The organism is Thermodesulfobacteriota bacterium (assembly GCA_031082315.1).
Taxonomy (GTDB): Bacteria; Desulfobacterota; QYQD01; order QYQD01; family QYQD01; genus QYQD01.
Genome location: JAVHLC010000004.1, coordinates 86716 through 99640, shown reverse-complemented (window position 1 = coordinate 99640; position 12925 = coordinate 86716). Strand labels below are relative to the sequence as shown.

The 12925-nt window shown below is 46.9% G+C and carries 9 protein-coding genes; all 9 read left to right on the top strand.

Features of this window, described 5'->3' with window-relative positions; genetic code table 11:
- Positions 1–39: 39 nt before the first annotated feature.
- Complete coding sequence (locus RDU59_05350; GenBank protein MDQ7837899.1) at positions 40–1371, top strand: DUF4910 domain-containing protein; 1332 nt, start codon at positions 40–42, stop codon at positions 1369–1371.
- A 129-nt stretch (positions 1372–1500) separates the two neighbouring features.
- Positions 1501–2253, top strand: a complete 753-nt coding sequence (locus RDU59_05345; GenBank protein ID MDQ7837898.1) for a hypothetical protein — start codon at positions 1501–1503, stop codon at positions 2251–2253.
- A gap of 12 nt (positions 2254–2265) precedes the next feature.
- Positions 2266–4764 carry a glycosyltransferase gene (locus tag RDU59_05340; GenBank protein MDQ7837897.1) on the top strand — a complete coding sequence of 833 codons (2499 nt, stop codon included), beginning with the start codon at positions 2266–2268 and terminating at the stop codon, positions 4762–4764.
- On the top strand, positions 4757–6679 hold the full coding sequence (locus tag RDU59_05335) for a DUF115 domain-containing protein (GenBank protein MDQ7837896.1): 1923 nt from the start codon (positions 4757–4759) through the stop codon (positions 6677–6679). The genes RDU59_05340 and RDU59_05335 overlap by 8 nt, the downstream gene beginning before the upstream one ends.
- Complete coding sequence (locus RDU59_05330) at positions 6672–7313, top strand: hypothetical protein (protein MDQ7837895.1); 642 nt, start codon at positions 6672–6674, stop codon at positions 7311–7313. The genes RDU59_05335 and RDU59_05330 overlap by 8 nt, the downstream gene beginning before the upstream one ends.
- The gene (locus RDU59_05325; protein ID MDQ7837894.1) at positions 7310–8875 is read left to right on the top strand and encodes a glycosyltransferase family 9 protein; all 1566 of its coding nucleotides are present in this window, start codon (positions 7310–7312) and stop codon (positions 8873–8875) included. Before RDU59_05330 ends, RDU59_05325 begins: the two co-directional genes overlap by 4 nt.
- 110 nt (positions 8876–8985) lie before the next feature.
- Entirely contained in the window at positions 8986–9393 is a 408-nt protein-coding gene (locus RDU59_05320) for a GxxExxY protein (GenBank protein MDQ7837893.1), read from the top strand.
- A 377-nt stretch (positions 9394–9770) separates the two neighbouring features.
- The gene (locus RDU59_05315) at positions 9771–11096 is read left to right on the top strand and encodes a glycosyltransferase (GenBank protein MDQ7837892.1); all 1326 of its coding nucleotides are present in this window, start codon (positions 9771–9773) and stop codon (positions 11094–11096) included.
- 292 nt (positions 11097–11388) lie between these two features.
- Positions 11389–12816 carry a flagellin gene (locus tag RDU59_05310; GenBank protein MDQ7837891.1) on the top strand — a complete coding sequence of 476 codons (1428 nt, stop codon included), beginning with the start codon at positions 11389–11391 and terminating at the stop codon, positions 12814–12816.
- The last annotated feature ends 109 nt before the right edge of the window (positions 12817–12925 follow it).

The window sequence follows — 12925 nt, the reverse complement described above, 5'->3', positions numbered from 1 at the left end:
TTATGTGAAGTAAGAGAGGACGGTTAGGATATGGGCTATATGTACGACCTTCTCAAAAAAATATATCCGCTTAGATTGGCGCCCGTTTCTGAAGACACAGATAATGCCGTGAAAATGCTCTGTAATGAATTGCCTTTTTTAGTTCACGAATATAAATCGGGACTGGAACATAACGGCTGGACGGTCCCCCAAAAATGGAGACCTGTTAAAGCAGATATCCGGGGAAATGGAAAGCTTATCTACGACGGAATGAAGCATCCTCTAGGCGTTGTTGGTTACTCGTCTTCTTTTAGAGGAATAGTGTCGCTTCAAGACCTGAGGCAACACGTTTTTTACCACCCTGACCTGCCAGAGGCCCTGGTTTATCACTGCGATTATTTCTATAAGCCGTGGCGCAGGGACTGGGGATTCAGTCTTCCTTATGACCTATTTAAGAATCTGAACGAAGGGAATTACGAAGTCGATATACAAACAGTCTTTGAAGACGGAACCATGAAGGTTTTAGATTGCTTATTGGAGGGAGATACTCAGGACACGATAATACTGAATGCTCATAACTGCCACGCGGGACAGGCCAATGATGACATAAGCGGAGTGGTCGTTGCCGTTGAAGTCCTTAGAAGGTTATCAGAAAGAAAAAGAAGGAAATACAGTTACAGATGCATAATTGCACCGGAACATCTTGGAACTGTCTTTTACCTGGCTCACATGCCGGAGAGCGTGGTGAAGGAATTTAAATTTGCAGTATTTCTGGAAATGCTGGGGAACAAGAATAGATTTGCCCTGCAGGAGTCTTTTACGGGAGATGCTGCTTTGGATAAGGCTGCCCGTCACTACCTTGGACACAATTTCCCTGATCACCACAGTGATGGATTTAGAAAAATAATTGGAAATGATGAAACGGTCTGGGAAGCGCCCGGATACGAGATACCCTGCATTTCTCTATCACGCTGGCCCTATCCGGAATATCACTCAAGCATGGACGATGAAAGAATAATCCATGAAGAGAAACTGGAAGAGGCTGTGGAAGCGGTTTTAGGAATAATAGATATATTGGAAACCAATGCAAGAATGAAAAGACATTTCACCGGGCTTGTAGCTTTGAGCAATCCCAAATACGATCTTTATGTCTCTACAGCCGATCCGAGCATAAGACCGACGGTTCCAGAAGATCAGTTAAAATGGAACTATTTGATGAATTGCCTGATAAGGTATTTTGATGAGAAGACGACCGTCCTTGATATAGCGCTGAAACACGATATTGAGTATTCAAGGCTATACAAATATATCAAAAACTATGAAGAGAAAGGTTTAATCTCTTTTGTTGATGTAGATAAAAAGGAACGTCCAGGCTATCCGGGAGTAACTTAAGATTGCTTATGTCAAAAACGATGAGAAGATGAAAAAAGAGAAAGTAATGGCATCATTTCTAACGAAAGAAAAAAAATCACAAAATTGCTTGAATTGTTTACACTGTAAAAAAGTCTGGGGATAATGCCAATGAATAGTAATGATGAGCTCATACAAAAACTGATCGACGGGTATTCCTTATATACATACATGGTTCCCGATGATTCTATCCCTACCAACAGGCCATTGCACTGCGAAGGATTTTATCTGCCCCATATAGTAATTACAGACAATGTCCTTTGGGCGATGGGTCGAACAGTTCATTTTGCTCACACTAAAGATAAGCGTGGATTGTGGCATTTTTGCTATACAAATCATCCTAATGGCCTGTTTTTCTCCTATTATCCAGAATTACACGGCATTACATTTATGTCAACTAAACGCTATAAAAGACACGAATTTATTGTGAAGGACAATTGGAAACTAATCTGGGATTCCTTATGGCCTGAGAAACCGCAAGACTATAGAATCGATCGTCTGATAGAACAGGGGGCGCGTTTCAAGATAGCCATGTTAGATGATGAAAATATCTGGAATATCCATCCCGTTGATCTGCCCATGTATCATATAAATGAAGGGAGTTTTAATTTAAAGACCGAATATTTTGCGTATGCCTTCATGATAAGAAACGCTAAGGAAATAGATGAGTTGACTGAGGCCAATAAAACGTTCTTCAGCACAAAACCCGAATCTAACAGTGACGGCGTCCTCCATGGCACGTGCGCACCGTTTTATGCATTTTACAATGTATTCGATAATGGCGAGTATTACAACTTTTATGATATCTCAAGGGGTTCAAGGCAAAGATATAAAAGACTAAAAATATTCTGCGAAAAGGAATAGCGGAGTTGTCAGATGAAGAAGGGTAAAGAAAAACATAAGAGGAACATGAAAGAAAAGGTCAAGACGGCAAATAATCTATCGATAGTTATCATCGGCAAAGACAAAGAGGAGTTTCTGGAAGAGTGCATCGATGAATGTCTTAAATTAAGCAGCAGTATAGTCTATCTCGATCTGGAGTCAATGGACGGGAGCGTTGCTACCGCCGAAAAAAAAGGCGTCAAGACGGCAAAAAGGGGACAATCATTAGATAATTTATGCATCTCTCAATGGATTCTCTTTTTGAGGCCCGATGAAAGACCCGCCCCCCGGCCAGACCTGCGACTCGACAGTATCTACAGCCAAAACTCCGTGAAAGGATACAGTCTGCTTATTGAAAAAAATATCGAACCCGACGTGCTGGATGCATTCCAATGGTTAAAAATGAACGAACAGTACCGAGATATGGGGGAGGCTGCCAACATCTCGACCATTGAAGCCAGGCTCGTTCATCGGGACCACTTCGCAAAATTCGTAAAGTTCATGATGAGCCAGTCTAAAGAAGATATTTTTTCGTTCAGCAGTAAGATGCTGCCTGGCCTCCGTGTCCTCCCGTGTCGGCGGAGGGCAACGCGAAAGGAAAAAGACGACCACCTAAGGGACATAGATATTCAGATAAAATACCTCAAGGGGGAAATATCCTGCAGTCCCAAAAAAGATGAGGGCATGCCCGAGCTGGGAGATGAGTATATCATCTTCAGCGTCCTGACAAAAAAGGATGTGGGCCGATATTACAAGGGACTGGCCATGGGATTCGGCAGTGAAAGGATGTACATGACCCTGCTCCACTATCTCGGTCAATTCGGCCGATTTCAGGAGGCCCGGGATTTCTTTGAGGCGTGGCAAAAAAAATGGGGATTTTTTGATACATCAAACCCCTTCAAGATCGCGGGCATCCTCTATGCCAATCTTTTCGATATTGACAGGGCCGTTTTCTGCTTTGAAAAGTATAGAACATCGTGTTCTGATGAAAATTTAAAAGAAATCCTGTCGCTTTTGGGCAAGGTTTACCTGCTACAGGGCAAAAAGGGAGAGGCCCTTTCCTGCCTTAAACGCGCGCTGGAGTCGGATTATGACAAATTCAACGATATAATCGTTCAGGCTGTTGACTGTGACGAATGGAAGCCGGCGACATTAAGCGTTTGCATGATTGCGAGGGATGAAGCGACAACCATCGGAAGGGCGCTGGAATCTGTTTTCGGAATCGCCGACGAAATAATCGTTGTTGATACGGGATCAACGGATGACACAAAAAAAATCATAAGAAAGTTCAACGCAAGGGTGATAGACATACCCTGGGAAAACGATTTTTCAAAGGCAAGGAATATCGGCCTTCGGGAGGCGAAGTGTGATTATATCCTGTGTCTTGATGCAGACGAGTTCATAGATCCGAGAGACAGGATTAAACTGGCCCTTACCAAACAGATTCTACCGGTGAAGCAGGACATTGCCTTTCTTGTATCCGTAGAGGAGGAGGACGAAGACGAAGAAACGGCGGTTATGTTGCGCCTTCCAAAAATAAATAAACCCGGGTATCCCGTAAGACTTTTTCCCGCCCGCGAAGCCATTTGTTTCGAAGGCAGGGTCTTTGAAAGTGTAGAAGCATCGCTTGCCAAAGAGGGGATATCGATAAAACCGAATGAGATATTTAAAATTACACATTCAAAATCTGATCGAAAATTCAGGAATCAGAGAAAAGAAGCGGCCGTCCGAAACACATACGACTCTATTAGCGATCCTGAAACAGCCCTGCGGGGCGCCCTGTTTTTCCTGAAGATTGATCAGCCCCAGGAGGCTCTTGTATGGCTGCAAAAGGCCGAGTTAGAAAACCCCCTGATCGTGGCAAAGATCATTTCTCTCTATTCAATGATCGGCAAGACCGAAAATCTGGGAAACATTATTGATAAGACACTGGAACAATTCCCTGATTCCATGGAGATGATTCTCGCAAAGGCGGAACTCAGCTTTGTGGAACGTAAGTACGAGAATGTATGTAAAATCCTCAGGAACCGTATGGAGGCCATAAAATCAACGATGGAAAGGGAGGGCATCGCAAAGGCCTGCTACCTCCTGGGTATGGCCCTGATGGAAACGGGAGACCAGGAGGAAGGCGTTCAATTCCTTATTGAAGCCCGGGAGGAAGATACGTGGAACAGCAGATACAAGATAGGTGGAATTTACGCTCTCGTCAAAGGCGGAGAATTCGAAGGCGCCATAGGTGCGGTTGCCGATATTATGCGGGATGAAAATATTGATCTGTCCATGACAATCAATGACTTCGCGGACATGGGGATACTTTTTTCGAAATTAGGCCGCCATTTTATTAGCGAAAACAGGGCTGAGGCGGCATCACTATGCGGCAGGATTGTCGACTTCATTATAAAGAATAATATGACAAGAAAATCGGAAATTGAAAAAATGACCAATTTTTTAAATAGAACCAATGAGTCCGTAGAGGTGTCCGCCAATGCATAACACATCCCCTTTTGAAAAAAACATGACCGAGCTGGCAAAAAGGTACCCTGTCCTCGCGGAAAGAGTAAAAGAGACCGGTCGTAACGAAGCAAAATATAAGGTCATCGGTTCGAAAACAGGAGAACCGAATGTTGTAGTTGCCAGGGATACGGATTTCCTGGCGCTTTATGACAGAGACAAGCCCGCTGAATCGTGCAAGGACTACCTGGACAGGTTGAATATCAGGTACGCCCCCATTGTAATTTTTTTGGGACTGGGATTAGGCTATCATGCCCGCCTGTTCATGAGGTATTACGGCGAATCCTGCGACACGAAGAAGATTATTATCTTTGAAGAAGATATAGCATTATTTCGCATGACGCTCGAGATAATAGATCTCACCTATGTGATTTCCCACCCGGATATATATCTTTTTGTCGCTGAGGAACCGTCGGAAGCCGCGATGCAGATCAGGACGAAGAATCTCATCAGGCATGACTTTAACAGTTACATGAGGTCAATCAAGGTCATCCCCATTCCCTCAAGTATCACTTTAAGCAGGGATTACTATTTCAATGTGCTTGACAGGGTGAAACAGGCCACCCGCCAACAGATGGTACTGGCGGGAAACGATCCGATTGATTCCTTTATGGGTCTTGAGAATATGCTCTTCAATCTCAAGAATATTATCTCCACCCCCGGCATCAACCTCCTGTACGATAAATTCAAAGGGCGTCCCGCCGTAACGGTTGCCTCCGGTCCTTCCCTGAACAAAAATATGCACCTTTTGAAGGAACTCAGTGATCGAGCCCTCATCGTATGTTGTGATGCCAGCTTCTTGCCGTTGATGAAGCGAAATATCCGTCCCCACATAGTTGTCAGCATGGAAAGGACAGACGGGACGGAAATCTTCTATGAAAATGTGCCCGATTTTGAAGGGATCCACCTTGCTTTTTGCCCCCTCGTCAAGCCGAGGACTTTCGACAGCTTCAAAGGAAAAAAAATTATTGTCAACAGACCTTTTTCTCACTTCGAATGGCTCCATCTGGACAGGGGTATGTTATCCTTCGGCCCCTCCGTGGGAAATATGGCGTACAAGGTTGCCGAGGTGCTTGGCTGCGATCCGATTATCATGATTGGGCAGGACCTGGCCTTTGCCGAAGACGGCGACACGCATGTAAAGGGTATGCCCTTTGGTGAACGTGATGACTATTACCACGGGAATGTCATAGAAGTGGAAGGAAACAACGGGAGAACCATCAAGACATGCAGGGCATGGGATGTCTTCAGACAATATTTCGAGGAAGACATACAAAAATACCCCGGTTTATGTGTCAACGCGACGGAGGGGGGAGCACGAATAAGGGGAACAAAAGTCATGACCTTCCGGGAGGCCATCGAGGCGCATTGCCGGGACAGATTCCAGCCGGAGGCGATCATTGACGAGACCCTTTCAAATTTTGATAAGGATCTGGATGTACAAAAAGAGTATGCGGCAATCCTATCCCGCATTCATGCGACCCGGGAATCCCTGCAGAATTTAATCGGCCGTTTTAAAGACTTTCACGATGAGACCCGTACTGTACAGAGGGACATAGTGCACCCATTTATTTACAACGGGAAAAAACCCGACAGTGAAATCATGCGCGGTATCGCCACAAAATTTCTTGAAACGTTAGACATCTATTTGAAAGATAAAAACATCCAGGACATCATGCTGCACACCCTGCAGCCCCAGCTTTTATGGTTTGCCAATAAATTCAACTTCCTCTCCGAGATATATTCTGATGAGGACTGCCTCTTTTCATCCCAGATATTGATGATAAAAGAATGGCTTGGTGTTATCGGCCAGCTGTTTGTCTCCACGGAGGACGTCATGGGAGAGGCGGAAGAAAAATTCATTGAAGACATGCGGGAGAGGGGCGCCGTTGCCTGATTACTTTTCACCGAACATGGATATACTTCTTAAAAAAAACAGGTCCCTGGCAAGATCTGTTCGTGACACAGCCCCGGATGACTCCTTCGAAATTCTTCGGACGAAATCAGGTCATTTTACCGTCAGACAGCATGCGAAAGACGGCACATATCGGTTCATCCACAGCAGGGTGAATCCGGAAAGAGAAGCACGGGCCTGGGTGGATTGTCAAAACCTATCCGAGCGAACTATCGTGATCCTTGGCCTTGGTCTGACATACCACGTGCTCCCACTCTTAAAAAGGCGCAAAGATTGGCAACAGCTTTACCTGATTGAGGCTGACGAATCTTTATTTCGTCTGGCATTGGAAGTCAGCGATTTGTCGGACATCATCGGCAGCACCGCGATTCGCCTCCTTGTCGGCTCAGACTTAAGGGCAATAGAGCAGATTTTGCCTCACGATCTCCAGAACCCATTTTCTTACCATATTTTTCTTCCGGTAACATCCCTTCATCCCGAGTTTTATCAACCTGTAATCCGGGCGCTTGAAAAACATCTATACGGAATACGGCTGAATGGGGATGACGGCCGAGGCGAAAACCTCTCGCTGGCCAAAGGAGTCCAGCGGCTGTTTCATGAAATGATATCCCAATGAATATCCTTGTCATAAGGATGCATAGGTTTGGCGATGTGCTTCAGCTGACGCCAATGCTGGAAGGGCTGAAGCAAAAGCACCCGGGGTGCAAGATCACATTTCTCACCGGTCGCGACACAGTGGATTTGCTGTCCGCTAATCCAAATATTGATCAGATAGTTTGCATACCGGAAAAGCAATACCGGTGGTATCTGAAGAACAGGCCTGAACGCTACGCCCAAATCTACAACGAAATCTACGATCTTATTCGTGAACTGAGAGAGAAGAATTTCCGACTGATCGTCAACCGCCAATATGAGATCGGCGGCATTGTGGCCGGGCTGATAGGCGCTGAAGAAATACGGGGGGGAGTTTTTTGCCCCGAGCGTGGATTTATTTTTGAAGACGAAGCGTCGAAAGCGCTCTTCGAGATAATACGGACGAATCGGAAGGCCAACCGGCGAAATCTGGTTGATTGGGCCTGTCACATAGCCGGCATGCCGCCTGGCTGCGGGGACATGGCTTTTTATATACAGGAAACAGATCGCTGGGAGGCGGATGCCCTCCTTATGGCAGGAGGCGTACGGGAGGACGAGTCGCCCGTCGCTGTGCAGATGGGTGCAGCGCGCTCGTTCCGTCAGTGGGGCGCCGGGAATTATGGCCATGTCATCAAATGGCTTGTTAACGCCAGAGATACAAAGGTGGTCCTGCTCGGCAGCGATGATGAGAAATGCCTGGCCGAAGTCATTCGGCGCAATCTCAGCAAAGAAAACAGCCGTGTCGTTGATTTAATCGGGAAAACGACTCTCAAGACCCTGGGCGGGGTGCTTGAACGATGTCAGTATTTGATTACCGGTGATACCGGCACCATGCACATGGCCGCTTCAGTGGGGACACCGGTTATAGCCCTTTTCTACGGCACTGCCTATCCCTGGGAGACTGGGCCGTATGGGACAGGACACCTCGTGTTGTACGCAGACGAACCTTGTGCGCCCTGTTCGAATCCAGAAGATTGTGCTTTCGGACACAGATGTCGAAAGGCAATTACGCCAGAACATGTTTACGGGGCGTTAGAGATTGCCGAGGCAATGAAAAGATATCCATGCACCCCTCTCTCTTGGCCGGACGACGACGTCCGTTTATATATGACATTTACGCAGCCCGGTCATGATCAGCTTTTAGTCCCCATAGATAAAGTCAATTCAGAACATCGAGAATCTGGTATGCTTTTTTCAAGAGAACCGGGAAGAGAGTTGGACCGCGGAAGCATCCTGGAGTCCGCTGCCAGCGCTTTGGTCCAACGAGGGGACAATATCATTAAGAAGTTCTATGAAGGAAACAAAGAAAGCTTTTTAGAGACTTTACCTGAGTATTTTGATCGTTTGGGCAGGTTTGTGGATTTTTTGAAAGGTCGACAGTCCGGTGATAATAATCCGGAAACGATTCAACTTCTGGCTCCGGGGCTGAACGAGGCCTGCCGGGCGATGGAAGCGGGGGATTACGTGACCATTATTGATTTAATTAAGTATAAATTTAAGGCGATTTTAGAATCAGGAACTCAGGAAATCAAGAAGACCAAATAGGCTAATATGGAACCCAGGAAAGAAGAGGGTGATATTAAATCAGGAACTCAAGAACTCAGGAAATGAGGAAATTAAAGCCAACAACCAGTGACTCAGGAAAGAAAGGACCGATGGATGACAAGGATTTGACCGGAAAGATTATTGCTGCTGCTATTGCCGTACACCGGGAGCTTGGGCCAGGTTTTCTGGAATCAATATACGAGGAAGCCCTTTGTATCGAGCTAGACCTTCTAAAAGTTCCCTACGAAAGGCAGAAACCCATTGCGATTATATATCGCGCAAAGATAGTCGGGGAGCACCGCATGGATCTGTTAGTTGCCCACACTGTCGTCGTTGAACTCAAGGCAATCAAAGCCTTGGAGAATATCCATTTTGCTACAGTACGTTCCTACATGAAAGCAACCCAGGCGGGAAGCGGCCTGTTGCTCAATTTTGCCTCTATGCCGCTGACGGTTAAGAGAGTCGGACGTGAGTTTTTTCAGGATAAAACAGCAGTTTTCGAAGACGGTGAAACATAATTTTGAATTTTTTAATCAAGAAATCAGGAAGGAGAGAGCTTGAAAAGATTCAGGAAGACGTTTGAATCTGGAAATCAGGAACTCATGAAAAAATGCTGTTCCATTCCTGATTTTTTGAGTTCCAGATTCATTCATATAAGTGGTAACACTTCATGCTTTACAACTCGAAGACCTGCCTCTGGAGGGGCGTCGCATTTACGACAGACTTTCAAAAATCTAATTGCTACCAGGAAAGTATTTTTGAGCAATTAATTTTAAGCAGTTCGGCTTCTGGCTGCTCTGTTCTTTCATGAGTTCGTGAGTCCCAGATTAAGGTGAGATTTTTGTATTTTCTTTTTATGAGTTCCTGAGTTCCAGATTTAATATATGGAGATCGGATGGATACTATTTCATTATGCATGATCACAAAAGACGAGGAGGATTTTCTTTCTCAGTGTCTTGACAGTGTCAAGACACTAGTTGATGAGATCGTCATTGTGGACACCGGATCAACCGACAAGACCGTTGATATCGCGAAGAGCTACAAGGCAAAAATTTATCACCACCCCTGGGAAAACGACTACAGCAAACACCGTAATCAGTCTATCACCTATGCCACCGGCGATTGGATACTGATTATGGATGCAGATGAGGTGATTGCAGAGAGAGATCGGGACAAGATCAAGGCACTCCTCTCTTCCACAAATGCAGACGGCTTCCTGTTTACTCTAAGAAATTATGAGAGCACCCTTAACCTGGCCAATGTCACAGTCAATCCGGATGATTACGAAGAAGGAAGGGGGTATCCCGGTTTTATAGCCAATGATTTGATTCGCCTCTTCAGGAACGACCCTGATATATATTTTACCGGGAAAGTTCATGAGACTGTAACAGGATCCTTTCAGCAGGCAAAAAGGGCCCTTTTCAATACGGGCATTCCCATCCATCACTACGGCAAGGCCAGAAAAGATCGCATAAGACACAAACAGGAATTATATCTGAAACTCGGTGAAGAAAGGCTGAAGGACAATCCGCACGACCCGGTGGCCTATAAGGGGCTCGCGGATCAATACCTGGATATCGGGATGCCCGACCTGGCCCTGGAAGTCTCAAACAGGGGCATGGCGCTGTTTCCCGAAATGGTCGAACTGCGTTTTAACCGTGGGTTGTCCCTTGACAGGCTCGGCCGGCGAAAGGAAGCCGGAGAGGAATATTCGTGGGTTCTTGTGAGAAAACCGGATCATCTCGGGGCGTGTCACAACCTGGCGCAGATTTATTACTCCGGGCAATGCTATGACGAGGCCGCTTCTGTTTTGGACAAGGGAATCCATAATGGTATCAGGCATCCGGCCATCTTTTTTCTCCTCGGCCAGGTTTACTTTGCCCTCGGGTACTGGGATAAGTCCTTGAAAAGCATAGAACATGTCTCAGAGATCCAGGAAGATTACCCCAACATTAATTATTATAAGGCAATCCTGTTTTTGAAAAAGAATATGCCTGATGCCGCCATAAGCGCCCTGGAGAGGGAAATCAAAACCGGGGGCAACCTTGTTGCCGCCTACAACCTGCTCGGAGAAGTATCTCTCACGTTTGGAGATGCACAGACCGCGGCGCAGTTTTTCCAAAAAGTCCTGACTATCAACCCTGATGACCCGACCGCAAAGGCACACCTGGAAAAGATCAAAACGAGGTTGAATGAGGAGACAACAACCGTTCACCGCTAATATTCGTTTACCGTTCACCGTTCACCGAGCTGTTCTATTCTTGATTTCTTGAGTTCCTGATCCAAAAATCTAAATTGTTAAAAAAATTCAAGTGATCCCCCCTGCCTTCCGATAAGCATATCAAAGAAAAGCGGAAAAAACACTAAATCAAGCAGAAAGGGGGGATGAAAAAGTAGGGAGTCGGGCAGTCCCCGCAGGATTGTCCTGGGTTTAAGCACATGGCAAGGATGCCAAAAAGCTGAAGGCTGAAAGCTGAAGGCTGAAAGCAAAAAATTCACGGAGGATTAAGACTATGGGACTCAGAATCGCGAACAACATTACCGCGATGAATGCTCATCGCATGTTGAGTATCAATGATGCGCAGTTATCAAAATCTCTTGAAAGACTCTCCTCAGGTTACCGCATCAACCGGGCGGCCGATGATGCTGCCGGTCTGGCCATTTCTCAAAGTTTCAGGGCAAATATAGCCAGTTTTAAAGTGGCCTCCCGAAATACGACTGAGGCCTCGGCGCTTTTGCAGGTGGCTGAAGGTGGTATGGACCAGATCGGGAACATGCTGACCCGGTTAAAAGAGCTGGCTACACAGGCCGCCTCATCCAACGTGGGTACCAGTGAGCGGGCAAAGATCAACTCGGAGGGGAACGCCCTCATCTCGGAAATCGACCGGATCTCCCAGGCCACCAAGTACGGGAGCACCGCCCTTTTGGACGGGACGTTTGGCGCTTCCAAAACGGCCGGGACATATACGGGAGGCGCCGATGACATAAGGGTGTACGGCGACGCAACTCATGCATATAGTATTGTTGATGGCGGCGGCGGCGGCGGAGTGCTGGCCGCTGACCTTACAATAAGCTCAATGGCTGCCGCTGCAACGGCCGCTACCTGGACCTTCTCTGCTGCAACTGCAACTACTCTTAAGCTGGGTAACGGAACAACGACTGAAGTAATTACAATAACCTACTCACAGTCAGCGGCACAGACACTGGTATTTGCCAATCTGGGCATCACCTTTACCGCTGACTGCGGTCTTACGTCCACGCAATGGAGTGGAGCCCAAGTGGTTGTCAGGGACACGGGCCTGACCAGCCTGAACGTGACAGGGGCAAATACCGGGACTTATGTCTTCACATCAACCGGCACAACCCTTACCCTCGGAAACGGAACTGTTACCCAGCAGATTACGGGCTTCACACCCGGCACGGCAAAGGACTTTGACTTCGATACGCTGGGCATTACATTAACCGTTGGATCGGTTTACACGGATAACGATCTTGACAATGTGACCTTTACTGTAACCTCATCCGGTACCTCGGGATCTACCTTCCAGGTTGGGGCTGATAATGACACGAACAATCGCCTTTCGTTTACTATCAGCTCTCTGCGGTCTACCGCAACCACCGGTCTGAGCTTGTCGTACGATTATCTGGATACTGCTACTGAAGCCCAGAGCATGCTTGACCTGGTTGACAGCGCCATCAGCACCCTGTCTTCAAGGCGAGGCGATGTCGGCGCCGCCATGAACCGGTTGAGTTATGCGGCTGCCAACCTGGCCACGACCATTGAAAACGTGCAGGCTGCTGAATCGGTCATCCGGGACGTGGATATGGCGGCCGAGATGACCTCGTTTACCAAGAGCCAGATATTGCTCCAGGCGGGTACCGCCATGTTAGCACAGGCCAACATGGCTCCGCAGAGCATCCTCAGCTTGATAGGTCAATAGGTCGTTAGTACCTGACATGTAGGGGGAGGAGACCTCTCCTTCCCCTACCTTTCTAGCTGGGGCTGGTGTAAGAGGCGTTCACCGTTGACCGTTGACGGTTCACCGAAAA

Bases quoted from the DNA above. Each gene is read 5' to 3' on its own strand.
- RDU59_05335 (MDQ7837896.1), top strand. From the start codon at position 4,757: ATGCATAACACATCCCCTTTTGAAAAAAACATGACCGAGCTGGCAAAA.
- RDU59_05315 (MDQ7837892.1), top strand. From the start codon at position 9,771: ATGGATACTATTTCATTATGCATGATCACAAAAGACGAGGAGGATTTT.
- RDU59_05325 (MDQ7837894.1), top strand. From the start codon at position 7,310: ATGAATATCCTTGTCATAAGGATGCATAGGTTTGGCGATGTGCTTCAG.
- RDU59_05350 (MDQ7837899.1), top strand. From the start codon at position 40: ATGTACGACCTTCTCAAAAAAATATATCCGCTTAGATTGGCGCCCGTT.
- RDU59_05310 (MDQ7837891.1), top strand. From the start codon at position 11,389: ATGGGACTCAGAATCGCGAACAACATTACCGCGATGAATGCTCATCGC.
- RDU59_05345 (MDQ7837898.1), top strand. From the start codon at position 1,501: ATGAATAGTAATGATGAGCTCATACAAAAACTGATCGACGGGTATTCC.
- RDU59_05340 (MDQ7837897.1), top strand. From the start codon at position 2,266: ATGAAGAAGGGTAAAGAAAAACATAAGAGGAACATGAAAGAAAAGGTC.
- RDU59_05320 (MDQ7837893.1), top strand. From the start codon at position 8,986: ATGGATGACAAGGATTTGACCGGAAAGATTATTGCTGCTGCTATTGCC.